This window comes from Paenibacillus sp. J31R120 (assembly GCF_056269225.1).
Window position 1 is genome coordinate 372,550 of the sequence record NZ_JBWDNN010000003.1, and the last position, 23,445, is coordinate 395,994.

Consider the following 23,445-nt stretch of genomic DNA (forward strand, 5'->3'; position numbering starts at 1 on the left):
CAGCTTCCTTGGAATACCGCCTGATACATGTAGTGTACCACAAAAAAATACCGTTCGTAAACGGCGTAAATGAACCGCCTTGCACATGTCCTACGACCGGCTAAGCGGCTCGCCCATCTCTGCCGAGAAGATCGTAACCAGCGAGCCGTCGGCTCGCTCTACGCGGATCGCTCCGCTCTCATCCAGCCCGACCGGGGTGCCTTCAAGCTCGCCTTGCGGCGTAACGAGACGGACCTTCTGGCCGATGGATACCGACAATGACTCCCACAGTGCCGCAATCGCTGAGAAGCCTTCCTGCAAGAACAGGTCGTAAAGCGTCTCCCACTCCTGCAAAAATTCCGTGACAATTTGACGGCGGTTGAATGGCTGTCCAGCCTCAATGCGAAGCGATGTTGCTTTCGCCAGCAATTCCTCCGGATAATCCCCCTCCGACAAATTAACGCTAATCCCGATGCCTGCGATAATATATTTGAGACGCTCATCCTCCGCTGCAGATTCCAGCAGAATGCCGCTTATTTTTTTCCTATGTATCAACAAATCGTTAGGCCACTTGATGCCAATGGGCAATTGTGTCAGACGCCTCAAGCTTCTGCATAGCGCAACTGCTGTCAGCAGCGTGAGCTGCGGGGCGCAATGAATCGGAACATGGGGACGCATGACCATGCTCATCCATATTCCTTTGCCTTGAGGAGATACCCAGCCGCGGCCCATTCTTCCGCGTCCGCCAGTCTGCTCCTCCGCGAGCACAAGTGTGCCTTCCGGCGCTCCTGACTCCGCCAGCTCCCGTGCCGAATCCTGAGTAGATTTCACCTGTTCATAGTAATGGACAGTCTGTCCGAATCTCGCCGCAGTTCCCGGCCCCGTCAGCATTTCGCTGCTAAGCTTATCGGGAGAATAGACCAGCCGGTAACCCAGCTTGGTCGATGCTTCAATCTCGTATCCCGCTGCTTCAAGCTTGCGAATCTGTTTCCAGACCGCCGTACGGCTCACCTTAAGCTCCTGGCTCATCATCGCCCCGGATACGTATTGATCCGGATGACGCTTCAGCAAATCCAGCAAATGATCATGGCTCATTCTATGTACCCTCTTCATTCCATAATAGTGACGCCGCAAGGAGCTTGTCCCTCTCGTTCGCGACCTCTCCAGAAGCTGCCGCAATCAGCAGCCGCTTCAGCATGATGCTCATCCACGGACCGGCTTTGCGTGACAAAGCTTGCTGCAAGTCATTCCCGCTCACAGCCAACTGCTTCAGCGACTTGACAGGCATCTCTTCGAGCATCACGGATAAGCGATTCGCGCTTTCCTCCGATACTTGTCCCGCTTGCGGCTTCAAAACACGTACGACATGCAGCCAATGCATGGCTGCTTCCTCGCCGAAGCGAATAACGCTGGCCAGCCATGCAGCGCGAATGCCTGGCTCATCGCCCGTATTCACGCGCACAGCCAGCTCTGAATGCAACAGTAATACCGTCATAATCAGACTCGTTCTCTTATTGGGAAGCCTAAGGCTGGCTAATAGCTCTTGCGCATCCTTCTCGTCAGCTTGCAATGACAATAAAATAGCTGCCCAACGCTCGTCCAAATGTTCAAGCGAGCTTAGTGAAGCCATTCCATCCCTGCCGTCTTCCGCTGATTCTTGAATACGCGCTAACAAATCAGGCGGTACCGCTTCCTTGAAGTCTGCCCACAGCCCGCTGGCGCCAAGCCAAGCCAGTGCTCTCTCAGGGACATCGCCGGACAACATCTTATCCAGCTCTGCTTGCACGCGCTCCATCGCTATATGGCGAAGCAACGGCTTGTATGCCTTCAATGCCCGCCAAAGGGACGGAACCGGCCGAAGTCCATACGTACCGAGAAAGCGAATCGCTCTCAGCATGCGCAAGGCATCCTCTTGGAGACGCTCATCCGCTTTCCCGACGCACCGGAGCCGGAACTCGCGCAGGTCGCTCAACCCGTCATAGGGATCGTATACGCTCCCGCTTTGCCTGATTGCCATCGCGTTCATCGTGAAATCCCGGCGCAGCAGATCTTCGTCCAGCTGCAGCACATACGCAACGGAGGAAGGTTTGCGGAACTGCTCGTATTCCGATTCTGTCCGGTAGGTCGTCACCTCATACGTCTCGCCTTCCTGCACAACGGTAACCGTTCCGTGCTGCAATCCCGTCGGGATGCACTTCGGAAATAAAGCCATAACCTGCTCCGGCAATGCCGAAGTGGCAATATCGATATCATGAACGGAAAGGCCCAGCACGGCATCTCGCACAGCTCCGCCGACGAATACAGCCTCGTGGCCTTCCGCCTCCAGTTGCTCAATCAATGGCATTGCTGCCCTCATCTCGGACGTAAGCTCTAGCTTCAAAACCGCCCCTCCTTACGTACGACTGCCGTTGCCTCTTCACGGGAACAAGCGTTACTCGCAGACCGATACCGGCAGCTCGGCATCAATGCCAAGCACGCGGTAGTAGATGGATTCGTATTGCTCTGTAATCGAATCATTGCAGAAGTCATGTCTGGCACGCTTCAAGCAAGCTTCCTTGAACTTCGCATGAAGCGCATCGTCCGTAAGCAGCTTGATGGCGCCTTCCGCCATCTCCTCTACGTTGCCTACATCCGACAAGAAACCCGTTTCGCCATGCGTAACCAGCTCCGGAATGCCTCCGGCATTGGAGCCGATTGTCGGCACGCCGCATGCCATGGCTTCAAGCGATACCAGTCCAAAACTTTCTTTCTCGGAGGGCAGCAATAACACGTCCGCCATCGAGATGACTTGGGCAACGTCTTCTTGCTTGCCAAGGAAATGAACGCGGTCCTCAAGCCCCATATTTTTAATTTTGCATTGAATCTTCGTCAATTCCGGTCCTTCGCCTACCAGGAGAAGCTTCGCCCTTACCCTCTTCGACACCCGCTCGAAAATCTCCACCACATCGCTCACGCGTTTCACTGGGCGGAAGTTTGAAATATGCATCAATATCTTCTCGTCCGGCGCGGCAAAGTCGGCGCGCAGGGAAGCGGCTTCACGCGGATAATATACGCGCTTATCGACAAAGTTGTAGGTCAGATCGATAGGCGTCAGGATATCGAGCAGATTTCTCGTCTCTTGGATCAGATCGTTGGATACCGCCGTTACGGCATCGCTCTGATGGATCGCAAGCCGGATCAGATCCTTTAATGACTCATCCTGAGCCAGAACGGTTATATCGGTGCCATGCAGCGTCGTAACGGTCTTAAGACCGTTGCCGACCATCTGCTTGGCGAGATAAGCACATACAGCATGAGGCACTGCATAATGTACATGCAGCAGATCAAGCTGCTGCATCTTGGCTACTTGAGCCATCTTGCTGGCAAGCGACAGATCGTAAGGAGGATAACGGAATACATAATAATCGTTAACTTCAACCTCGTGGAAAAATATATTTTTATTAAATTTGCCTAAACGAAACGGTATGCTATGTGTAATAAAATGAATTTCGTGCCCACGCTCGGCAAGCAGCTTCCCTAATTCCGTAGCAACGACGCCCGATCCCCCAAGTGTCGGATAACATGTAATGCCGATTTTCAGCTTCTTAGCCATTCGTGATGCACCTCCCCACTCATGTGGTATATCTATATCTATTCCCTATAGGTTGTACGTTTTGTCAAAATAATGAAATGCCGAACGGGCGCTTGATAGCGAAGCCTTCGGCATATTGCCAGCCCTTGCTTTGACCAAGCAAGAAATCTCTCGCTTCGACCCGCTCTACATAAGCGTTCGTAAGCGGCGTGGCTACCGAATCTGCGCTATGCGAACGGTCAAATTGGGAGCGGTATGCCCGCAGCGCTTCCCGCTTCACATCGTAAGTAGACGTGACATCCACAATTAGCGATACGGCCTCGACATCATTAATATAATAATAAATAAGCTGCTCCACCTGAACAGGCGGCAGATGCGGCATATAATTGCGCAGCTTGGCATTGAACACAGCTTCTTCAATCAGCTTGCTGCAAGCGATATGATCCGGATGACGGTCAACCCAATATGGCGCAAATACGATACGTGGCTGCCAACGTCTAATTTCGGCAACGATCGCATCGATTTGTTCCCGGCCCCCCTGCAAGCCGCGGTCGGGCAGTCCCAAATTCGTCCGTGCAGATAAACCAAGCACCGCAGAGGCTGTTGCGGCTTCTTGCCGCCTCAGCTCCACGGTGCCGTTAGAGGACATCTCTGCTTCGGTCAAATCGCAAATGCCGACCCGCTGTCCCGCCGCCGTATGTTTGGCGATCGTTCCGCCCATTCCGATCTCTGCGTCATCCGCGTGAGCTCCGAATACGAGGATATCCAGCTTGTCCATTACTCGGCCGCTCCCGGCTTATATTTGTGCACCAGCTCGCGCCATGCAAAATCGCCGCGCTCAACAGCTTTGACCAGCACTTCCGCTGTCGCAATGTTCGTCGCGACCGGAATACCCTGTACATCGCACAGACGAAGCAGCGCGATAATATCCGGCTCATGCGGCTGTGCCATCAGCGGATCGCGCAGGAAGATAATCAGATCCATCTCATTCTCGGCTACCATCGCGCCGATCTGCTGGTCTCCGCCCAGCGGGCCGGACATGAAGCGATGAATGGACAGATCAGTCTGTTCCATAATGCGAGTACCAGTCGTGCCGGTGGAATAAAGCGTGTGGGGCGTGAACACATGTTCATAGGCGATGACGAAATTCACCATCTCGTCCTTCTTGCGGTCATGCGCGATAAATGCAATGTTCAGCATGTGAATCCCCTCTCCCGATGTCAATTTGCGCCTTGTCGGCTAGTCCATAATATGCTCGAAACCATAGATCAAACCGCTGTATGTCATAACCTTCTTCACGGCTACATTGACACCCGGCATATAGCCGGCACGGTCATAGGAATCATGACGAATTTTAAGCGTTTGGCCATAGCCTCCAAAGATAACCTCCTGCTGCGCAAACACGCCCGGAAGTCTGACGCTATGTATACGGAACCCATTATAATACCCGCCGCGCGCTCCTTCAATTGTTTCTTCTTCCTTCGGATTGCCTTGACGCAGCTCCTGGCGCACTTGTGAGATCAGCTCGGCCGTCTTGATGGAAGTGCCCGAAGGCGCATCCAGCTTCTGGTCGCCATGATATTCGATGATTTCCACATTCGGCAAATATTTGGAAGCCTCTGCTGCAAATTTCATCATCAGAATAGCACCGATCGAGAAGTTAGGCGCGATTAAGCCGCCAATTCCTTTTCCTTTGCACAGCTCGTCCAGCTCTTCAATCTGCTCTGGCGTAAAGCCTGTTGTCCCGATAACAGGACGGACTCCATACTCGATTGCCTTCTTCGTGTTGCCGTAAGCGGCTTGCGGGACTGTAAAGTCAACAAGCACGTCAGCCTTCGCCCCGCTCAGCGCTTCGTCCAATGTTGCGCTTACGATCACGCCTGTATTGGAATGGCCCGCGTATAAGCCTGCATCGACCGGCCCGGAGGACGGACCTACGGCAGCTACCAGCTGCAGCGTCTCATCCTCCAGTACCATCTTAACGACCTCTCTGCCCATTCTTCCCCCAGCGCCAGTAACCGCAACTCTAATCCGTTCTATCGTCATCCCCATCACCTTTTCTTTATCGTCTTCTCATCGTGGAACGGATGCGTTCCATTCTCCGTTTGCGGCTAATGTCCGCGAATAATCTTCGAGCCGCCGAGTGGTTCGGATCGAGTCTCAAAGCTTCCCTCGCGCACTCTATGGCTTCATCTAATCCTCCGTCTGTCATGCATACCATCGCAAGCGTGTAATACGCATCAAAGCTCAAAGGGTCCAGCATAACCGCATGCCGGAGCAGCTCAGCGGCTTCCTTCATATCCGGATTCTCTCGGTCTATCAGCACATTCGCTTCCGCCAGCAGAAGACGGGATTGTATCACTTGCGAATGATACCGGTACTCCTCATTATCCGGCTCCAGCTTCTCGGCCACATCTGCATAGATTTTCGCTTTCGGCCACTTGCCGCTGCGCGCGCAGGATACGGCGCATTTATGATAATATCCGGCGTTATCCGGTTCGGCAGCTATCGCTTGCTCAAACCAATAGATCGCCTCTTCAAAATCGCTGTGAAAAATATATTCATACGCCTTCCTGATGCAGGTCTCCCCATCCATCTGCCCATCCTCCTTGTACAGGGGTGATGGTACAGCATATGTATGGAGCTTGCTTACAGTTCGTCGCTTTTCTTCGTCCAGCGATTTGCGTCACGCGTATTGAACTTATGCATGACCTTATCGTGAGCCTCGGTCAGATCGATGCCTAGCGAATTGGCGAAGCAGGATAATAGAAACAAAATGTCACCAAGTTCCATCTCGACGGTATTTTCCGCCTCATCCGCCTTCTTCGGCTTCTCTCCGTAATAATGATTAATCTCACGTGCCAGCTCGCCGACCTCTTCGGTCATTCTTGCCATAAGGGCAAGCGGGCTGAAATAGCCTTCCTTGAATTGCGAGATGTACTCATCCACCTCACGCTGTACTTCAGACAATGACTTCTCAGACATCTTTCCGGCTTCCTTTCCTGTATAGCTGCACGTTACTATGTTACCGTATAGGTCCGCTCAAAATCAATGTTTTTCGCACGGGTCAATTCGCCATACTAGAGATAAAGCAATCTATAGAAAGAAGGCGTCTTCGTGAAAAGAATATGGAATCAGCTGCGCCTGATCTTGCCCATACTGGTCGGAACGGCCATTTATGCTTTTGGGCTGCATGTTTTCGTTATTCCGAACCAGCTCATGGAAGGCGGATTAACCGGCATTGCCGTATTGCTGAATTATGCCGCCGGATGGAAACTGTCGGTCACGACGCTGCTGCTCAATATTCCGCTATTCCTCCTGGGCTGGAAGGCTCTGGGCAAATTCCAAATGCTCTATACCATCGTTGGCACGGTGTCGCTTTCCTTGTTTCTCGCGCTTATTGAATATTTCATTCAGGCCGGATGGCTTGTACCATTCCATAGTACAAATGATTATATGCTTGCCGCGTTATACGCAGGGGTAACGCTTGGGACCGGACTAGGCATCGTCTTTCGTTTCGGCGGCACGACCGGAGGCATCGATATCATTGCGCGGATATTGACTCGCTGGCGCAGCTTCAGCATGGGTCAGGTCATACTGGCGTTTGATGCCGTCATCATTGGCATCTCCATTCTCTACATCTCCCTGGAGAAGGTGCTCTATACGCTTGTTGTTGTTTTTATCGCCTCGAAGATGATCGATTTTCTCCAGGAAGGGGCTTATGCCGCAAAGGCTTTCTCTATCATTACCGAGCACGGAGAGCAGATGGCGACGACGATTACCCATGAGCTGGAGCGCGGCGTCACCTTGATGCCGGCAAAGGGAGCCTTCTCCGGACAAGAAAAAGAGATCGTCTATTGCGTTGTGGGAAGAGCGGAGAACCGCCGCCTCAAAACCATCATTCGCAATATCGATCCCCAAGCCTTCATTGTAATCAATGACGTACACGACGTGCTGGGCGAAGGCTTCAAAGAAGAATAGCGGACTTTCCCGCTTCGCTTGTCTCCGTTACGACTACAGCTTCTTCACGCCGTAAGGCCTTGCCTTATATTTGCGCCAGCCTGTCCAGGTCAACACGCCTGATATAATCGTACCCAGCAGCAGCGCCCACTTCAGCGGCTGTCCGATGCCTGGCGGCGCTATGGCCGGTACGGCTGCCGCCTGCTTGTCCTCTAAAAATATACGGTTGATCACCAGCCGAATCGCATCGAGCGATTGATCGACCTCCGTCTTCGACACCGTAGATTGCTTGCCTTCGAGCAATCTCCCCGCATAAGCAATACGTTCCATCAATTCTCTCATACGGATGGGATCACCTGCGAACATCGCCGCCGTCTCGATTCTGGCCGCATGCTCGCTTAATCCTTGCAGAGTAGCGCGCGCAGCAGCTACAGGGTCCCCCGCTTGTCTCTTCCATGCTTGCTTCAACGTGTTCACATCATGCGTAAGCAGCGCTTTGTATTGATGCCACAGAGCTGCCTTGCCATTCATTAGCGCATCAGCGCCCATACGCAGCCGTACGGTATGCTCAAGCCACAGCGAATGCTTCACGCCACTGGAGAGCGCCCGCTCGACAGCAGCTGCATCATGCTCCATTGCCGACCATCCGTCAGCACTGCCGTAGCTGCGAAGCATCTTATTGTCCAGCAGCTTATTCAACCTTTGCAACTCAGCGAATGCGGCTTGCCGATTATTCGTATAAGCCGCCGTATATAAAGCTGTCGCTGTCTCGTCCATTCGTTCAAGCTGATGGTACGGACCTGACGAGAACAGGAATGCGTAGCTTCCTACTGGACTCGCGCCGCCCCATACCACTCCAGCCGTACCCATCGCCATACATAGACAGACGATGAACGGAATGATAATACGCGATTTCATGGACATCCCCCCATAGACCAATCTATGAGGGGATGTCCGTCTTTATTCATTTTTTTCGAAAACGCAAGACAAGCCATGCGGCTAGGAAGCTTGCAAGCGACAGCGCGTACGTGAAGGTTCGTACGGCATCCAGATCGTCCTCCAGCTCTGCCGGAAGCCATGGATTAATGCCATACGTATAATCGATGGTATCATTCAGCAGCAGCCATCCCAGGCCTGCGACAAGCGCACCGGTCCTAGCTTTCATGAATCTGAAATACAATAGCGCCTCTGCGGCCATCCCCAGATGCGATGCGATCAGCATGTAATGCTGCCAATTCAGCACATCGCCTTGTGCGGCTCCGCCGACAATCATGGCAACTGCCCATATGCCGTATTTGACCGAACAAACGACAGCAAGTGCCTCGATCACAACACGCACGATGTCGCCGAGTTTGGATGATCGCTGTGGAGGGAACATCAAAAATAGAAGCGACAGGGTGAAAAACAAGCTTGAAGTTGGCGAATCCGGCACAAAAGGAAGCATCCATGCCGGTTTGTTCTCGATGGTCCAAATGAGCTGGTTTTCATACCAGATATAACCGTATATCGTACCGACCAGATTAACGATAAACAAAAGCCAAAGCACATTGCGGTTCAGCAGGAAGCTTCGGCTCCAGAACAGACTCAGATTCATGCTATTGTTCCTTTCCAAAAAAAACCTGACCGAATAATTCGATCAGGTTTCCTTTAAGGGTTCAACTACTCTTGGGTTTGCTTGGTCAGCCATACAGCCAGCTGATCAATCTCATCTGAAGAAAGTGTACCTTCGTATGGAGGCATCGCGCCGCCATTACGGCCGTGTGTAATCGTCTCCACGATCTCTTCCTTCGACAGGCGATTACCTACGCCAAGCAATGCTGGTCCGTTGGCACCGGCTAAGTCATTCGCATGACAGCCCATACATTGAGATTGAACGATCGACATTGCCGGATCTTCAGGCTCAATGATAGCTGCAACAGGCGCTTTCTTCAGCGGATTAGGACGAGGCAAGCCTCTCTCATGAGCCAGTCTCGCTTCTTCCTCGCGAACGTGATGCTCAGGAGTTTGTCCATTCTTCTCCAGCATGTGCTGGTAGTGATCCCAAGATACAACCGTCAAGTATACGCAAGCCGCCAGCGTCAGAAGCATAAGCGACGAAGCGATTGGACGGCGGTAGAAGCGGCGCTCCTTGCCGGTATCCAGGAATGGAGCAAGCAGCAATCCGCCGAACAGAATACCAGGAATGCCGAGCGTGCCCAGCAGGATGAACTCCTGCGATACATATGGATATTTCAAAAATTGATACAGGAACAAGAAGTACCAGTCTGGCATCGGAATAAACGATGCATTCGTCGGGTCAGCCGGATAGCCCAGCGGTGCAGGCTCAGCGATAACCCATACCAGGAAACCGACCAGTACGACGCAACCAACCATCCATTCCTTAAGAAGGAAGTTAGGGATGAAGGCTTCCGATTTACCCGGAAATGACGTGTAGTCTGGCGGTGTCTGGAAGCCGCCCGCTTTCTTGACGCGCGAGTCGCCCACATAGACGACCTTCTCGTTCGATTTATGACCGTGAGCCATGTGTAAGCCCTCCCTTCGCTTAAAGTGGTCCCGAAATGCCTTGTTTCCGAATCATCAGGAAGTGCGCCGCCAGCATGGCGATCAAAGCGCCTGGCAGGAAGAATACGTGAATCGCGAAGAAGCGAGTCAGCGTCTGCGCCCCTACGATGTCGCCGCCATACAGGAAGTCAGCAATGTAGGATCCGATAACAGGAACGGAAGCCGCGATTTCTACACCTACTTTAGTTGCGTAGTAAGCTTTGTTGTCCCATGGAAGCAGGTAACCTGTAAATCCAAGGCCAAGCATGATGAAGAAAATCAGCATTCCGACTACCCAGTTCATCTCACGCGGAGCCTTGTAGGAGCCGGTGAAAAATACGCGAAGAGTATGTAGGAACATCATTACGATTACCAAGCTCGCACCGAAATGGTGCATGCCGCGAACGATCTGGCCGAATGCGACCTGATGCTGCAGATAGTCAACGCTCGCGTAAGCGTTAATAATATCCGGCACGTAGTACAGGGTCAAGAACATCCCCGACAAAATCTGGATAACCGTGATAAAAAACGTCAAGCCACCGAAGCAGTAGACAAATGCAGAGAAATGATGCGCCGGGTTAACGTGCTCGGGCACCTCATGGTCTGCTACATCTCTCCAAAGCGGCGTAATGTCAAGACGTTCGTCAATCCAGTTGTATACATTTTTAAACATCTGCAGTACGCCCTCCTTAGCTTCTTGTGTTCGGAACGAGTGGTCCCAAATAGACAATGCCGTTGTCAACGACGACTTCATATTCGTCGAGCGGCGAGTTGGCTACTGCCAAGTTCTTGCCGTCCTTGGAATATCTCGCGTCATGGCACGGACAGTCATATTCGTTATGACCTTTCGTATTCCAGAAAATCGTGCATCCCAAATGCTTGCAGACCGGAGACAGGGCAAATACTTTGCCGTCTGCGCCTCTCGAGATCCAAGCTACGAGTTCAGGCTCGCTCTCATACCAACCGTCAATCTGATGAATCTTGAACTTGAATTCTTGCGGTTCCGTGGTAACTTTGCTCTCCTCGACAACCTTAACCAGATTGCCTTCGCCCTTCTTCGCAAGAAGCGGATCAACCGCAAACCGAACCATCGGAAGTACCGCGCCGCCCATCATGAAGGCCGTTGTGCCGCCAAGCGTATATGACAAAAATTGACGCCGGGACATTTCTTTGCGCTGAACCGGACGATGCGCCGTCTCGTGTTGTTCATGATTACTCATCTTCTGTTCTAACCCCCTTTGCCAACCATATCTCGCGTCTTGCCGCACGGCAAAAACACATGACGAACTAGGACATAACTTATAATAGCCTAGGTGTTTGGGAGCGTCAAGAATATGGCCCGATATTTGCGTCATTCTGGAAATGCCGTTCAAGAATTTGTTATCATTTTGTCACATTTGACCTGCTCTGGCATTTGTTTTCCCCATATTTCGATCTAATTATACGAAGGATATCCATATTTAAGGAGAAATGGGGCTCCAGAGCTCTCTAATTTGTGACGACACCTCGCCGGGGGTCAGGAGTTGTCCGTCCGGTCCCGGCTGCAGGATCAGATCCGCAGCTTCAATCATCAGCCCAGGAGCGGCAAACGCCGTCATGACGATCACATATTTAAACCCCGCTTGCTTCAGCCGGCTGCACCATTCGCCGAGCATCGAATGGAACGCTTCACTTTCTGATATGTAATGACATGCCGGATACGTAACCACCCTGCCCTTGAACGGAATCTCCACCAGATCCATCATATCCCGCAGCCGCTCAAGCCGGACTGTCGTCTCATAGGGCGACTCCCCGCCGCCAAGCCCCGTGACGGGAAGCAGGCAGGTATCCAGGTACGGCTTAAGCTCGTCCCATTGTTCTTCCGTAATATCGCTGAATTTCATCCGTTCTCCTCATTTCCCCGTTGTCTCTGCTCTTGCTTTTTCCATTCTACAAAAGAAAGCCTCCGTGCGCTAGAGCTGGCATACAGCCGGCCGCACATGGAAGCTCCTTATCGTTAATGCTTTAGCTCATTGAGTTGCTTGACGAGTCGGTAGAACGTATCCTCGTCGCCGGACGCGAGCGCTTTGTCTATTGCATGATTCAGCTTCTCGGTCTGAAATTTCAGCACTGCTTCGTCCAGTACAAGCTCAGCGACCAATCCGAGCATCGCTTCATACGTTTCTTTCATTTTGTCCATAGGATACACCTCCACACCGGCGCTTACGAGATCCTATATTCGATTCCTTTCGTCACGTAGCTCTCCATTGTCCTTCTCATGCGCAGCAAATCATCCTCTGTCAACTCTCTTACGACTTTGGCGGGCGTTCCGATAGAAAGCGTATAGGATGGTATTTTCTTGTTCTCTGTCACAATCGAACCGGCTCCTATTAAAGCATATTCACCAACGTCTGCGCCGTTAAGTACGATTGCCCCCATTCCGATTAATGTACCTTTGCCTATCGTGCAGCCGTGAATAATCGCACTATGGCCGACCGACACTTCGTCAGCCAGTACAAGCGGCTGATCGGTATTCACATGGCCTACAACACCGTCCTGGATGTTGCAGCTATGTCCGATTCGGATCGGAGCGAGATCGCCGCGAAGCACGGCGTTGAACCAAACAGTGCTTTTGGGACCAATCGACACATCGCCGATCAGCTTGGCACCTTCTGCGATATAGCAGCTATCGTGTACAGCGGGCATTATTTGGTTATACGGCAACAACATTTATCCTCATCTCCCTTGACAACCTTGAATTGGGGAGATTCTACCAAGGCCGCTCCTGAATGTCAATGCAAGGCAAGTCCGGCTGCGTCCGGCCCTCTAGCCATGCGATCGATGACCGCATTGCCCGCTTTCGTCATGCGCACAACCGTTCCGTGCTCCGGGTGTTCCCCTATGCGCAGCAGGCCAAGATGCACCATCATTTTAAGAATCCTGGCTTCCAGGATGGCATTGGCATCGTCGTAGTAATAGGTCTTGATGAAAGGAAGGAGCACTTCCCGGAGCGATGACACGCTCACCCAATCGGGCGCAAGCGCATGAATCCAATGAACCAGCGACAGCAGATTGGCCACAGGGCCCTTGTACAGCTTTAACCAATAACGATAGATCAGCTCTTGCTCATCTGCTTCAGCCGGCTTCTCCAGCCGTTCCTTGCCCGCATCCTCTACAATGAGCCATCCATCTGGCTGTTCGCTGATATATTTGGCGCTGCAGCAGTAATCATAGAGTAGGGAGAACCGGTCCGGATAATAATTGAAGTGGCGGCCATATCCGAATCGCCAGGCTCCCTTGCTTGGCAAGTCCTCCCGCACGCCCATCCGGTCCAGCATTTGCTGAAGAGACCGCTTGTACATGGAACCGTCCGGGATAAGCTGCACTTCATTGTGGTATACATAATGAAGCAATTGCTTGATGTCTTCTTGCATTAAGCCCTGTTCATCCCTGTACATATTCGGTTCATCCGTGTATTGGAGCTGCTCGGCGAATCTGCGCCTGAGCGTCTCGCGGAATCTGGTCTTCAGATCGCTCGGAATCTGGAACAGATACCTCCCCGGACCGCTGAATCCGTTAAAGAGCCAGCCCTGATGCTTGAACTGGACGATGATTTCCCTTGGACTAGGCGGCGCCGGCGGCAAAGCAGCTTTTTTCTTGCTTTTTTTCGTTTTTTTGGCGGGTTCTTCCACCGGTTCCTTCTTCTCACCGAAGCGGCTCTGTTGAACCCTCGCGACCAGATCTTCCAGACTGTAGGACTGCCTGGACTCGAATAGCAGAGAATTAAGGAAACGCAAATCTTCCAGCTTCATAGAGCTGATTTGATTCTCGAATACGTCATGCCGATTCACTTGCGACAGAATGGACTGGATCAGCTCGTTTTTGGAGTTCCCGTTGCACTCGCACTGGTAAACGCCCGCAATCTTGCTGAGCTGACCGATATCGGCATAACTTAGCATGTCTGACAGATTCATGGCTCTCCCCTTTCTGCAGAGTACCGCTCCCTCGCAGGCTGCAGCTTCTAGAGCTAAGGTTTTACTACCATTATTGGACAATTCGCGCATTTCATACCCATCAGTTGCGGTTGCCTCCAAGTAAATAGACTGCCAACGCAAAAAAAGCTCTCCGAAAACCAATCGGAAAGCTTGCTCTAACTATTGATTTAAAGCTGTACGGCTAGACGTTGATCTCCTCCAAATGCCGGGTACAGTTATGAAGTAAGGGCTGCCATGCGTCGTTCTGCCGCTCCAGAATAGAGTAGGACAGGTTGCCAAGGCGGGAATCCTCCAGCTCCGCACATAGCTCCTTTAACATCTGGGCGATGAAGCTTCCGTGCGAGACGACCAGAACGCTCTGGCCTTCCTCTCTCTTCATCAGGTCCGAGATCGCTTCCGAGCCTCTGACACGCACCGCTGTATCCGATTCCATGCCAAGGCTTTGCTCACGCCAGTCCGCTCCCCAGCGCTCCAGACGTTCTTGCTCCGTCGTCCCTTCGATCTCGCCAAAATAACGCTCACGCAGCCGAATATCCGGCTCCAATACAGGAATAGCCAGCCGTTCGGCAATAATGGCTGCCGTTCTTCTTGCCCGCAGCAGGTCGCTAGAGATAACTGCGTCCCATATACGCTGTTCCTTGCTCAATCTGGATGCCAGCGCACTCGCTTGCGCAATGCCTTCCTCATTAAGCGGAATGTCCGTCTGCCCTTGTATGATGCCCTTCGCATTCCAATCTGTCTTCCCATGCCGGACCAAGCCGATAAGCAATCCGATTACCCCTTTCGATGTCTGCCGGTCCTGACCCGAACATCAATGTCGCGTTCTGGACAGCCAATTTAATATCAGTAATGCCATAACCAGCCCAAGCAGCGATAGCGCTACATAATATTGCGGGAACGTCGGCACAACCTTCAGTACGACCGGGTCGCTTATGCTGGCTACGGGCACTTCTGCATAAAAACCCGCAGTCATAAATGCGTTGTCTGTCGAAGCGTTAGCCGCTTCAATCAGTCCCGTCATCTTTTGCAACTGCGCCTCGGTAGTCGCATCCTTATAATCGAACACAAATACAAAAAACGCGCAAGCGAACATTGCCATGCAGCCCGCAATAAGAATAGCCGTATTTCGACGGAATGATTTGGAGAAGTGATAGCTTTTGCTTGGAACCGGCAAGTACCAGGATTCGTCCAGGTAGATGCGCTCCATCACGGCACGGTTCACATGCTCTGAAGGACCGATCGCGGCGGTTTCCTCTGCGCAAATGCGAACGAGATCCTCGCTCTCTTCCCAGAAGCCGTAATGAGCGGAGCAATGCTCGCAATCCAGCAAATGAGCCTCCAGTTCTATTCTCTCCTGATCCTCCTCGGACATATCCCAGTAGTCGGAAAACCTAAGCTGCACGTCCTCGCATTTCATCATGAATTCATCCTCTCGAAAGACTCCGCCGACGGCATTGTTCCATAATAAGGCTCAAGCTGCGTCTTCACGCTGGCTCTTGCCCGGAACAGCAATGATTTGACGGAACTGACCGACTGCCCAAGAATATTCGCAATCTCCTGGTAATCCAGTTGGTCATATTCCCTTAGAATAAGCGCGGACCGTTGCTTCTCCGGCAAATTGTTAATTGCCTCGCGAACCATAGCCATTCTTTCATTGCGCAGAAGCTGCTGCTCGGGAGCGGCTTCATGCGATGCGATCGGTTCGAAACCTGCGTCATCGAGCGATACATTATTCGCTTTGCTTTTCCTTAGCTCACTCAAAACGGTATTGCGCGCAATCGTATACAGCCACGTAGAGAAAGAAGCATCCATCTCCCGGAAGGAGTGGAGGCTGCGGTAAGCTTTATAAAATGTCTCTGAACATAAATCCTCAGCCAGCAATTCCAGTTTCGCGCTTTTCAGCATATGAAAGATGAAGGCTAATATCTTGCGCTGATAACGCCGCATCAGTTCGGAGTACAGCTCGACATTGCCATCCTTAATCTCTCGTATTAACTGGGAATCAGTCATGACAGGCGAACCTCCTCCACCTGCAGATTATTCCCGGACCCTATGTATCATTGTACCGGCCCGAAAACAAAAAGTTGCGGTCATTATCTCAATAAATACAGATTTAACTGCAGATTCAATTGAGTAAGTTTAACAATTCGATTCCGACAGGCAAAATCCTGCCTGTTTCGACATTACTTCTTAAACCTTCATTTTCCTAATAAAACGAATCAGGGTGAAAAATGGCTTAACTCGCTTCTGTTACTCTAATCTGTTACTCCTATATAACCTATGTTCGGAGCTTCCCAAACAAAACACCCCTTGCAGCCGGAAGCCGCAAGGGGTGATTCACACCCTTATTGCACACAGATCTCCAGTGTTCTTCATGTTCAGGCTAGTGGCCTGAAATAAACAAAAAAAAACCACTCCGTGGAGTGGTTTGCGTTCATGATGAACGCTGCAGTTATTGGATAGGAGTGGAGAGAAACCATACTGTACTTTTATTATATGTATACGCTTCCATTTTGTCAACAAGCGTTTTCATTTTCGTGACAAATCTTGAAAATGAAAACACAGGAACGTCCATCTATTGATGAACGGAATAGCCATTATTCTCAAGCAGTGCAATCGCTTGATCCAAATACTCCTGATTGCGGAACGATAACCGAAGAATGCCCGGCACATCTTCCCTGCTCTCGATAATTTGCAGATTGCTAAGGTTGATCCGGTTGTTGCCAAGCTCGCTGGCAATCTTGCCGATAATACCGGGATGATCCGGCACATCGACATAACAATCATACACCGAATGAATCATGCCCTTGCGTCGCTCCGGCATGCGGTTGCGGAATTCACCAGCCGTCCGGAACGCTTCTTCAATGGCCGGTCCGTCCAGCTTCTCCAGCATTTGCGCGAATGATTCCATTCCGGCATTCCAGTCGCGGATCAGCCGCAGGAGCACCTGGCGGTTATCAAGCAGAATATCCCGCCATAAGCTTGGATCTCCCGAGGCGATGCGCGTAATGTCCCGAAAGCCTCCGGCAGCCAAGGATTGATACAGATCATTGCGTTCATTATAGCCTCGCACCTGATTCACCAGCGCAACAGCAATCATATGAGGCAAATGACTGATCGCTCCCACGATGTCATCGTGCGAGTCAGCATCCACCTTGACAATATTCGCTCTCGTATGCGAAAGCAGCTCCGTCAATCGCTCCACCGCCTCTGGCGGCGTTGATGGTTCTGGCGTCAATACATAGAAGGCATTTTCCAGCAAATGATAGGAGGCCGCCTCTACGCCGGAGCGCTCAGACCCTGCCATCGGATGACCGCCGATAAAGGTCGCTGGTCCCAGATCAATGGACCTCGCATAAGACGCCACCGAAGACTTCGTGCTGCCGACATCCGTGATGATACAGCCTTTCTTCAAATGGAAGGCGCTGATCTTCTCCATATACTCCTGCAGGTTGCCAACCGGTACGCATAGAAAGATAAAGTCCGCTTGCTCCGCGGCTTCCTGGATCGATGTCGTGCCGACATCAACCACGCCACGTTGAAGGTATTTCTGAACGGAGCTTTCCCGATTGGAGAATCCGATCACCCGGATACCCGGCTTGCCTTTCAGGCAAAGCGCAATCGAACCCCCAATAAGACCTACTCCAAAAATCGCTACATTCGTCATAAATTTAAGTTTACACCGTCACTTCCTGCAAAACTTGCTCCAGCGCCTCGATAAAGGCCGCATTCTGCTCAGGCGTTCCGATAGATACGCGAATATAGGTCGGGTAGTTAGCCCAGCGTCCCTTCACGATTACACCTTTGCGCAGCAGCGCGTCGAATACTTCCCCTGAAGGGCGCTTCGCATCTACTAGAATAAAATTGCCGTTCGCCGGGAAATACGACAGGCCAAGTCGGTCGAACTGCTCCGTCATATAGCGAATGCCTTCCAGATTGTGTTCTTTGCACGCAGCAACAAACGCGTCATCCTTCAGGGAACTGAGTGCGCCCGCTTGAGCGATACGCGTCGTGTTGAACGGCTCGCGAATCTGATTCATGAATTGAATCACTTCCGGTCTGCCGACTCCGTATCCGATACGGTGTGCCGCAAGGCCGTAGACTTTCGAGAATGTTCTAAGCACGAGCAAGTTCGAATAACTCTTCAGCAGCTCAACGCCATCGCTGAATTGTTCTTGATCGACAAACTCCCGATAAGCTTCGTCCAGCACAACAAGCACATGCGACGGCACTTTATTCAGGAACGCTCTTAGCTCAGCATCGGTCACAATCGTACCTGTCGGATTGTTCGGATTGCAGATCCAGACGATCTTGGTCTGATTCGTAATCCCAGCGAGCATCGCAGGCAAATCATGCTTGCCATCCTTCAGCGGCACTTCAATGATGCGCGCATTCTCAATTTGGGCATTATGCTTGTATTGGGAGAAGGTCTCATTGGCCATAATCGTCTCGTCTCCAGGCGCAAGATACGCTCTGGCTGCCAGCACGATCACTTCGCTGGAGCCCGCTCCAAAGATAAGCTGATTCTTCTGAACCCCCAGCTTGCTTGCCAGCTCGTCCGCAAGCAGGACGCTTGCTCCATCAGGATAAATACTGCTATTGGTAAGCTCTGCGAGCATGGCGTTTTTCGCTTCGCTCGAGAAACCGTACGGATTTTCATTCGATGCCAGCTTGATCACACGATCCAAGCCAAGTTCTCTTTTTACGTCTTCCACCGGCTTGCCCGGATTGTATGCAGACAGATGGACGACATTGGATTTGGGCTGCATGACTCTTCACCTCTTCTATGTATTGAAGTGTTACTGTCCCATTGTCTCATATCTGTATGTTGTTTTAAAGCTTTTTCGAAAAAACGAAAAACCCGCCCCTTGAGCCATTCATGAGGCTCAAGGGGCGGGTTTTTGGAAACAAGGTTATCCTTTAAGCGAGGATACGAACTTACCCACTTCGGCAAGCCCTTGCGCTCTTGTCTCTTCCTTCTCCAGCAGAGGGAGCGCCTCTTCAATCTTTCTCACGATGGCACTGCCGACGATAACCGCATCGCATTGCCGCTCGAACCGCTCCACTTGCTCACGGCTGGAGATGCCGAAGCCGATTCCGATCGGCAAGTCGGTCGAGGCTCTTACGGTCGCCAGGAAGTCATCGATGCCGGTATGGAAGTCCGAGCGAACGCCGGTAACACCTAATGAGGATACACAGTATACGAAGCCGCGAGCCTTGCGGGAGATACGTGCCACTCTGTCATTGGAGGTTGGCGCGACCAATGGGATAAGATGGATTTGATGCGCCTCCGATAGCGCTCGTACTTCCTCGTCTTCCTCAATCGGCAAATCCGGGATAATAAGTCCGCTAATGCCTTTGCTCTTCACAAGCTCAAAGAACGGCTCCAATCCGAATTGGAGAACAGGGTTATAATAAGTGAACAGAATCAGCGGGATCTTCACGCCTTCCGCGCGAGCTTGCGCAGCTAAGTCAATGCAGTCCAGAATTGTAATCTGGCTGCGAAGCGCCCGCTCTGAGGCGCGCTGGATCACCGGACCGTCCGCCAGCGGATCGGAATACGGAACGCCAAGCTCGATCATATCTGCGCCGGATTGTTCTAGCTGCTTGATGATGGCAAGCGTGGTAGGAAGATCGGGATCGCCTACCGTCAGGAACGGAATTAGCGCAGTGCGCCCTTCCGCCTTCAGCTTGGCGAATGATTGATCAATGAGATTCATTAGCTTTGACCTCCCAGATAGCCCATGATAGCTTCGACGTCTTTATCTCCGCGCCCGGACAAGCTGACGACGACGATCTGATCCTTATCAAGCGTAGGCGCAAGCTTAAGCGTCTGCGCAATGGCATGTGCCGACTCCAGCGCCGGGATAATGCCTTCCGTACGGGACAACAGCTGGAGCGCCTCCAATGCCTCGGCATCGGTAATCGGCACATAGTCCGCTCGTCCGGAATCCTTCAAATAAGCATGCTCAGGCCCGATGCCGGGATAGTCCAGCCCCGCTGAGATCGAATGCGCCGGCTGCACCTGTCCGAATTGATCCTGCAGGACGTAGCTGAGCGAGCCCTGGAATACGCCATGGCGTCCCTTCGTCATCGTAGCCGCATGCTCTTCCGTCTCCACGCCTCTGCCCGCGGCTTCAACACCGAGCAAGCGTACGCCTTCATCTTGGACGAATGGATAGAAAATGCCCATTGCATTGCTTCCTCCGCCGACAGCAGCGACTACATAGTCAGGCAATCTGCCTTCTTCCTTCAAGATCTGCTCGCGCGCCTCGTCTCCGATAATTCGCTGGAAGTCGCGGACCATCATCGGATAAGGATGCGGACCTGTCACAGAACCCAAAATGTAGAACGTATCGTTGACATGGCTGACCCAATACCGCAGCGTCTCGTTACAGGCATCCTTGAGCGTGCGTGTGCCGGAAGTGACGGGAACAACCTCGCTGCCGAGCAGATTCATACGGAAGACGTTCAACTGCTGGCGCTTCATGTCTTCTTCACCCATGAATACTTTGCATTCCAGTCCCAGCAATGCGGCAATGGTCGCCGAAGCAACGCCATGCTGGCCTGCACCCGTCTCGGCGATAATTTTGGTCTTGCCCATACGCTTGGCAAGCACGCCTTGGCCGATTGTATTGTTGATTTTATGCGCTCCGGTATGATTGAGGTCTTCACGCTTCAGGTATACCTTCGCTCCGCCGAGATGCTCGCTTAAGCGTTTTGCATAATAAAGTGAAGTCGGGCGGCCTGAATATTTATATAGCAGTTCCCGTACTTCCGCTTGAAAGTCGGGGTCCTTGGAATAATGCGCATAGGCCTCCTCCAGTTCGAGGAGTGCGTTCATTAGCGTCTCCGGCACATATCGGCCGCCGAACTTGCCGAATCTGCCATTTACGTCAGGTACTTGTATCATGCTTCTCTCACCCTTCTGACAAATGATCTGATTTTCTCGATATCTTTGCGCCCATCGGTCTCAACACCGCCCGATAGATCTATCCCGTCCGGACTATGCTTGTACAGCAGCTCCTGGACATTGCCCTCATGCAATCCGCCGGCCACATACAGGGGCAGACCAAGCGAAGCTGCCGATTGTTTGTATGCCTCGATGACATCCCAATTAAAGGGCTTACCGGTGCCGCCTCCCGGCGCATCGATCAGAATGGCGTCCACCAACCCTGCATACGGGGCCAATCGTTCATTCGGATCAACCATCTGCCCGTCCGCTGTCGCATCTGCCTCCCGCCGGATAGAGACTACTCGCCAAACGGCCGTCCCCGGAAATCTCTCTCTCAGCTCGGAACAATACGACAGTGACTCTTGTCCATGCAATTGTACAACATCGAGAGGCGCAACAGCCAGAATATTCGCCAATTCTTCCATGCTTTCATTCACGAATACGCCCACCGCATGAGGACGGGCTTTGCGGTCATTGCGAATCCCATGAATCGCTTCAATTAGCTTAGCAGCTTCCTCTTTGCTCACTTGGCGTTTGCTGGGGGCGAATACCAAGCCGATCTCGTCTAGCGATAATCCGTCCATGGCCTTAATGGTCGCTTCATCCCGCAAGCCGCATATTTTGATACGAACATTCATGAACGAATCTCGCCCATCAGCGCGCGCACCGCATCGCTTACATCCGGCTGACGCATAAAGTGTTCGCCTATCAGCACGCCATGCGAGCCGACCGATTGCAAATAGTCCATATCCTTGCGGCTAGCAATTCCGCTTTCACTAATAATCGTTACATCCTGAGGGATCATGCCGATCAGCTTCTCTGTCGTGGCGAGATCGGTGACAAAGGATCTGAGATCGCGATTATTAATGCCGATTAAGGTTGCCCTATCCAGCTCGAGCACGGTTTCGAGCTCTGCTGCGTCATGAACCTCGACCAGCACGTCCATGCCAAGCGACTTCGCCAAATCATGGAACTCTTCCAACTGGACTTTCGTCAAGATGGCTGCAATAAGCAGCACTGCATCCGCCCCTATAATGCGTGCCTCATAGATTTGCCGGTAATCGATAATGAAGTCTTTGCGAAGCAGAGGAATATCGACCGATTGCTTGACCAGCTTTAAATAATCATTCGAACCTTGGAAGTAGTCACGGTCTGTCAGCACTGAGATGCAGTCTGCGCCTGCGGACTCATAGGCACGAGCGAGTGCTGCCGGCTCAAAATCCTCGCGGATTAGTCCCTTGGAAGGGGACGCCTTCTTCACTTCTGCGATCAAGCCCATGACGCGCTTGCGACGACTCTCCTGCAATGCCGATTCAAAGCCGCGGCAAGCCGGCATTTCGTCGATGATGCCCTCGTATTCGGACAAGTGGAAGCTTGCAGACAACGCCTCGACTTCCGCTTGTTTGGTAGCAACGATTTTATCAAGAAACATGTGCCAACTCTCCTGTCGTTTGAATAAGCTCTTCCAGCTTGACTTGCGCCTTCCCGGAATCAATGACTTCTGCTGCCAAGGCGACTCCCTCCCGGTGCGTGGCGGTCAGTCCGCCGACATAGATGCATGCGCCCGCATTCGCGAGCACGATATCCCGGTAAGCGCCGCGTTCTTCGCCACGGAAGATGGAGCGAATAAGTCCCGCATTGACTGCCGCTTCTCCGCCTTGAACATCAACAATGGAATGCCGGGTCAAGCCGAGGTCCTCCGGCTCCATATGATAGGTCGTAACGATGCCCTCTCTCAGCTCCGAGATTTGGGTGGGAGCGGATATGCTGATCTCATCCAGCCCGTCATGGCTGCTGACGACAAGCGCGCGCTTTAACCCAAGCTCACCCAGCACCTCTGCTATTGTCTCGGTGCGCGAACGGTCATACAGGCCAAGCAGCTGGCGATCGGCGCCTGCCGGATTCGTCAGCGGGCCAAGCATATTGAATATGGTGCGGATGCCGAGTTCCTTGCGGGGGCCAGCCGAATGCTTCAAGGACGGATGGTAATGCTGCGCGAACATAAAGCAGATGCCAATGTCGTTCAGGCAGGCTGCTGCCTGCTCAGGAGATAGCGTAATCTGGACGCCAAGCGCCTCCAGCACGTCAGCGCTGCCGGTCTTGCCGGACATAGCACGATTGCCATGCTTGGCGACGCGGATGCCTGCTGCGGATGCGATAATGGAAGACGCTGTGGAAATGTTGAACTTATGAATGCCGGAGCCGCCTGTGCCGCATGTATCCAGCAGCCCTTCTTGCTCTGTCTGAACTCGGCTGGCATACTGACGCATGACCTGGGCAAAGCCTGTAATTTCATCCTTGCTCTCGCCTTTCATGCGCAGCGCGGTTGCGATAGCCCCGATCTGCGAGCCTGACGCTTCTCCGCTCATTATGACGGACATCACCGCCGCCGCTTCTTCCTTCGTCAGATGCTCTCCGCCAATCACCTTATTTAACGCCGCTTGCATCGTCATCATTCCGCTCAT

At 52.3% G+C, this 23,445-nt stretch carries 28 protein-coding genes; 1 reads left to right on the top strand and 27 read right to left on the bottom strand.

Translation table 11 applies throughout. The features are described from left to right. Positions 1 to 90 precede the first annotated feature (90 nt). The 8 genes from AC0YNW_RS14090 to AC0YNW_RS14125 all read right to left on the bottom strand — a co-directional run bounded on the left by AC0YNW_RS14090 (position 91) and on the right by AC0YNW_RS14125 (position 6,535). Positions 91 to 1,074 carry a biotin--[acetyl-CoA-carboxylase] ligase gene (locus tag AC0YNW_RS14090; RefSeq protein ID WP_475832524.1) on the bottom strand — a complete coding sequence of 328 codons (984 nt, stop codon included), beginning with the start codon at positions 1,072 to 1,074 and terminating at the stop codon, positions 91 to 93. A 1-nt stretch (position 1,075) separates the two neighbouring features. Next, positions 1,076 to 2,359, bottom strand: a complete 1,284-nt coding sequence (locus AC0YNW_RS14095) for a CCA tRNA nucleotidyltransferase (protein WP_475832525.1) — start codon at positions 2,357 to 2,359, stop codon at positions 1,076 to 1,078. A 51-nt stretch (positions 2,360 to 2,410) separates the two neighbouring features. Continuing rightward, complete coding sequence (bshA, locus tag AC0YNW_RS14100; RefSeq protein ID WP_387473636.1) at positions 2,411 to 3,571, bottom strand: N-acetyl-alpha-D-glucosaminyl L-malate synthase BshA; 1,161 nt, start codon at positions 3,569 to 3,571, stop codon at positions 2,411 to 2,413. Between the two features lie 64 nt (positions 3,572 to 3,635). Further along, positions 3,636 to 4,328, bottom strand: coding sequence for a bacillithiol biosynthesis deacetylase BshB1 (bshB1, locus tag AC0YNW_RS14105; protein WP_475832526.1), 693 nt, complete (start codon positions 4,326 to 4,328; stop codon positions 3,636 to 3,638). Continuing rightward, on the bottom strand, positions 4,328 to 4,750 hold the full coding sequence (locus AC0YNW_RS14110; RefSeq protein WP_475832527.1) for a methylglyoxal synthase: 423 nt from the start codon (positions 4,748 to 4,750) through the stop codon (positions 4,328 to 4,330). The genes bshB1 and AC0YNW_RS14110 overlap by 1 nt, the downstream gene beginning before the upstream one ends. A gap of 39 nt (positions 4,751 to 4,789) precedes the next feature. Further along, entirely contained in the window at positions 4,790 to 5,602 is an 813-nt protein-coding gene (dapB, locus tag AC0YNW_RS14115) for a 4-hydroxy-tetrahydrodipicolinate reductase (protein WP_475832528.1), read from the bottom strand. A gap of 10 nt (positions 5,603 to 5,612) precedes the next feature. After that, on the bottom strand, positions 5,613 to 6,146 hold the full coding sequence (locus tag AC0YNW_RS14120) for a tetratricopeptide repeat protein (protein WP_475832529.1): 534 nt from the start codon (positions 6,144 to 6,146) through the stop codon (positions 5,613 to 5,615). 53 nt (positions 6,147 to 6,199) lie between these two features. After that, entirely contained in the window at positions 6,200 to 6,535 is a 336-nt protein-coding gene (locus AC0YNW_RS14125; RefSeq protein ID WP_475832530.1) for a nucleotide pyrophosphohydrolase, read from the bottom strand. A gap of 132 nt (positions 6,536 to 6,667) precedes the next feature. Here AC0YNW_RS14125 and AC0YNW_RS14130 point away from each other — a divergent pair, with 132 nt between their 5' ends. Next, positions 6,668 to 7,531, top strand: coding sequence for a YitT family protein (locus AC0YNW_RS14130; RefSeq protein ID WP_475832531.1), 864 nt, complete (start codon positions 6,668 to 6,670; stop codon positions 7,529 to 7,531). A 33-nt stretch (positions 7,532 to 7,564) separates the two neighbouring features. Here the strand turns inward: AC0YNW_RS14130 and AC0YNW_RS14135 are convergent, their stop codons facing one another. The 19 genes from AC0YNW_RS14135 to trpD form a co-directional block, all read right to left on the bottom strand. Continuing rightward, the gene (locus AC0YNW_RS14135; protein ID WP_475832532.1) at positions 7,565 to 8,428 is read right to left on the bottom strand and encodes a sporulation protein YpjB; all 864 of its coding nucleotides are present in this window, start codon (positions 8,426 to 8,428) and stop codon (positions 7,565 to 7,567) included. Positions 8,429 to 8,474: 46 nt separating this feature from the next. Next, complete coding sequence (locus tag AC0YNW_RS14140) at positions 8,475 to 9,104, bottom strand: DUF1405 domain-containing protein (protein WP_475832533.1); 630 nt, start codon at positions 9,102 to 9,104, stop codon at positions 8,475 to 8,477. A 65-nt stretch (positions 9,105 to 9,169) separates the two neighbouring features. Continuing rightward, on the bottom strand, positions 9,170 to 10,033 hold the full coding sequence (locus tag AC0YNW_RS14145) for a c-type cytochrome (RefSeq protein ID WP_475832534.1): 864 nt from the start codon (positions 10,031 to 10,033) through the stop codon (positions 9,170 to 9,172). Positions 10,034 to 10,052: 19 nt separating this feature from the next. After that, entirely contained in the window at positions 10,053 to 10,724 is a 672-nt protein-coding gene (qcrB, locus tag AC0YNW_RS14150) for a menaquinol-cytochrome c reductase cytochrome b subunit (RefSeq protein ID WP_119799573.1), read from the bottom strand. 16 nt (positions 10,725 to 10,740) lie between these two features. Beyond that, on the bottom strand, positions 10,741 to 11,271 hold the full coding sequence (locus AC0YNW_RS14155) for a Rieske (2Fe-2S) protein (protein ID WP_387473662.1): 531 nt from the start codon (positions 11,269 to 11,271) through the stop codon (positions 10,741 to 10,743). Between the two features lie 240 nt (positions 11,272 to 11,511). Then, entirely contained in the window at positions 11,512 to 11,934 is a 423-nt protein-coding gene (locus AC0YNW_RS14160) for a DUF2487 family protein (protein WP_475832535.1), read from the bottom strand. Between the two features lie 113 nt (positions 11,935 to 12,047). Next, a complete protein-coding gene (locus AC0YNW_RS14165; protein ID WP_120113266.1) occupies positions 12,048 to 12,230 on the bottom strand; it encodes an IDEAL domain-containing protein in 183 nt (60 codons plus the stop codon). A 23-nt stretch (positions 12,231 to 12,253) separates the two neighbouring features. Further along, complete coding sequence (locus tag AC0YNW_RS14170; protein WP_387473667.1) at positions 12,254 to 12,760, bottom strand: gamma carbonic anhydrase family protein; 507 nt, start codon at positions 12,758 to 12,760, stop codon at positions 12,254 to 12,256. Positions 12,761 to 12,822: 62 nt separating this feature from the next. Then, entirely contained in the window at positions 12,823 to 14,004 is a 1,182-nt protein-coding gene (locus tag AC0YNW_RS14175) for a hypothetical protein (RefSeq protein WP_475832536.1), read from the bottom strand. A 202-nt stretch (positions 14,005 to 14,206) separates the two neighbouring features. Next, entirely contained in the window at positions 14,207 to 14,794 is a 588-nt protein-coding gene (locus AC0YNW_RS14180; RefSeq protein ID WP_475832537.1) for a histidine phosphatase family protein, read from the bottom strand. Positions 14,795 to 14,836: 42 nt separating this feature from the next. Beyond that, on the bottom strand, positions 14,837 to 15,445 hold the full coding sequence (locus AC0YNW_RS14185; RefSeq protein ID WP_387473674.1) for an anti-sigma factor family protein: 609 nt from the start codon (positions 15,443 to 15,445) through the stop codon (positions 14,837 to 14,839). Next, positions 15,442 to 16,035, bottom strand: a complete 594-nt coding sequence (locus AC0YNW_RS14190) for an RNA polymerase sigma factor (RefSeq protein WP_387473677.1) — start codon at positions 16,033 to 16,035, stop codon at positions 15,442 to 15,444. The genes AC0YNW_RS14185 and AC0YNW_RS14190 overlap by 4 nt, the downstream gene beginning before the upstream one ends. A 565-nt stretch (positions 16,036 to 16,600) precedes the next feature. After that, positions 16,601 to 17,692: a prephenate dehydrogenase gene (locus AC0YNW_RS14195; RefSeq protein WP_387473679.1), complete on the bottom strand. Its 1,092-nt coding sequence runs from the start codon at positions 17,690 to 17,692 to the stop codon at positions 16,601 to 16,603. A gap of 10 nt (positions 17,693 to 17,702) precedes the next feature. Beyond that, positions 17,703 to 18,794, bottom strand: a complete 1,092-nt coding sequence (gene hisC, locus AC0YNW_RS14200; RefSeq protein WP_475832538.1) for a histidinol-phosphate transaminase — start codon at positions 18,792 to 18,794, stop codon at positions 17,703 to 17,705. Positions 18,795 to 18,938: 144 nt separating this feature from the next. Further along, positions 18,939 to 19,745: a tryptophan synthase subunit alpha gene (trpA, locus tag AC0YNW_RS14205; protein ID WP_475832539.1), complete on the bottom strand. Its 807-nt coding sequence runs from the start codon at positions 19,743 to 19,745 to the stop codon at positions 18,939 to 18,941. After that, the gene (trpB, locus tag AC0YNW_RS14210; RefSeq protein WP_119799561.1) at positions 19,745 to 20,938 is read right to left on the bottom strand and encodes a tryptophan synthase subunit beta; all 1,194 of its coding nucleotides are present in this window, start codon (positions 20,936 to 20,938) and stop codon (positions 19,745 to 19,747) included. The genes trpA and trpB overlap by 1 nt, the downstream gene beginning before the upstream one ends. Continuing rightward, on the bottom strand, positions 20,935 to 21,618 hold the full coding sequence (locus tag AC0YNW_RS14215; RefSeq protein WP_475832540.1) for a phosphoribosylanthranilate isomerase: 684 nt from the start codon (positions 21,616 to 21,618) through the stop codon (positions 20,935 to 20,937). The genes trpB and AC0YNW_RS14215 overlap by 4 nt, the downstream gene beginning before the upstream one ends. Continuing rightward, entirely contained in the window at positions 21,615 to 22,412 is a 798-nt protein-coding gene (trpC, locus tag AC0YNW_RS14220) for an indole-3-glycerol phosphate synthase TrpC (protein WP_475832541.1), read from the bottom strand. The genes AC0YNW_RS14215 and trpC overlap by 4 nt, the downstream gene beginning before the upstream one ends. After that, on the bottom strand, positions 22,402 to 23,445 hold the full coding sequence (gene trpD / locus AC0YNW_RS14225; RefSeq protein ID WP_387473692.1) for an anthranilate phosphoribosyltransferase: 1,044 nt from the start codon (positions 23,443 to 23,445) through the stop codon (positions 22,402 to 22,404). The genes trpC and trpD overlap by 11 nt, the downstream gene beginning before the upstream one ends.

Excerpts from the sequence above, each read along its gene's own strand:
- AC0YNW_RS14190 (WP_387473677.1), bottom strand. The coding sequence starts at position 16,035 with ATGACTGATTCCCAGTTAATACGAGAGATTAAGGATGGCAATGTCGAG.
- AC0YNW_RS14110 (WP_475832527.1), bottom strand. The coding sequence starts at position 4,750 with ATGCTGAACATTGCATTTATCGCGCATGACCGCAAGAAGGACGAGATG.
- AC0YNW_RS14125 (WP_475832530.1), bottom strand. The coding sequence starts at position 6,535 with ATGTCTGAGAAGTCATTGTCTGAAGTACAGCGTGAGGTGGATGAGTAC.
- AC0YNW_RS14195 (WP_387473679.1), bottom strand. The coding sequence starts at position 17,692 with ATGACGAATGTAGCGATTTTTGGAGTAGGTCTTATTGGGGGTTCGATT.
- AC0YNW_RS14135 (WP_475832532.1), bottom strand. The coding sequence starts at position 8,428 with ATGAAATCGCGTATTATCATTCCGTTCATCGTCTGTCTATGTATGGCG.
- dapB (WP_475832528.1), bottom strand. The coding sequence starts at position 5,602 with ATGGGGATGACGATAGAACGGATTAGAGTTGCGGTTACTGGCGCTGGG.
- AC0YNW_RS14215 (WP_475832540.1), bottom strand. The coding sequence starts at position 21,618 with ATGAATGTTCGTATCAAAATATGCGGCTTGCGGGATGAAGCGACCATT.
- trpC (WP_475832541.1), bottom strand. The coding sequence starts at position 22,412 with ATGTTTCTTGATAAAATCGTTGCTACCAAACAAGCGGAAGTCGAGGCG.
- AC0YNW_RS14120 (WP_475832529.1), bottom strand. The coding sequence starts at position 6,146 with ATGGATGGGGAGACCTGCATCAGGAAGGCGTATGAATATATTTTTCAC.
- AC0YNW_RS14175 (WP_475832536.1), bottom strand. The coding sequence starts at position 14,004 with ATGAATCTGTCAGACATGCTAAGTTATGCCGATATCGGTCAGCTCAGC.
- AC0YNW_RS14090 (WP_475832524.1), bottom strand. The coding sequence starts at position 1,074 with ATGAGCCATGATCATTTGCTGGATTTGCTGAAGCGTCATCCGGATCAA.
- AC0YNW_RS14170 (WP_387473667.1), bottom strand. The coding sequence starts at position 12,760 with ATGTTGTTGCCGTATAACCAAATAATGCCCGCTGTACACGATAGCTGC.
- bshB1 (WP_475832526.1), bottom strand. The coding sequence starts at position 4,328 with ATGGACAAGCTGGATATCCTCGTATTCGGAGCTCACGCGGATGACGCA.
- AC0YNW_RS14140 (WP_475832533.1), bottom strand. The coding sequence starts at position 9,104 with ATGAATCTGAGTCTGTTCTGGAGCCGAAGCTTCCTGCTGAACCGCAAT.
- AC0YNW_RS14185 (WP_387473674.1), bottom strand. The coding sequence starts at position 15,445 with ATGATGAAATGCGAGGACGTGCAGCTTAGGTTTTCCGACTACTGGGAT.
- trpA (WP_475832539.1), bottom strand. The coding sequence starts at position 19,745 with ATGAATCTCATTGATCAATCATTCGCCAAGCTGAAGGCGGAAGGGCGC.
- AC0YNW_RS14155 (WP_387473662.1), bottom strand. The coding sequence starts at position 11,271 with ATGAGTAATCATGAACAACACGAGACGGCGCATCGTCCGGTTCAGCGC.
- AC0YNW_RS14165 (WP_120113266.1), bottom strand. The coding sequence starts at position 12,230 with ATGGACAAAATGAAAGAAACGTATGAAGCGATGCTCGGATTGGTCGCT.
- AC0YNW_RS14160 (WP_475832535.1), bottom strand. The coding sequence starts at position 11,934 with ATGAAATTCAGCGATATTACGGAAGAACAATGGGACGAGCTTAAGCCG.
- trpD (WP_387473692.1), bottom strand. The coding sequence starts at position 23,445 with ATGAGCGGAATGATGACGATGCAAGCGGCGTTAAATAAGGTGATTGGC.
- hisC (WP_475832538.1), bottom strand. The coding sequence starts at position 18,794 with ATGCAGCCCAAATCCAATGTCGTCCATCTGTCTGCATACAATCCGGGC.
- trpB (WP_119799561.1), bottom strand. The coding sequence starts at position 20,938 with ATGATACAAGTACCTGACGTAAATGGCAGATTCGGCAAGTTCGGCGGC.
- AC0YNW_RS14145 (WP_475832534.1), bottom strand. The coding sequence starts at position 10,033 with ATGGCTCACGGTCATAAATCGAACGAGAAGGTCGTCTATGTGGGCGAC.
- bshA (WP_387473636.1), bottom strand. The coding sequence starts at position 3,571 with ATGGCTAAGAAGCTGAAAATCGGCATTACATGTTATCCGACACTTGGG.
- qcrB (WP_119799573.1), bottom strand. The coding sequence starts at position 10,724 with ATGTTTAAAAATGTATACAACTGGATTGACGAACGTCTTGACATTACG.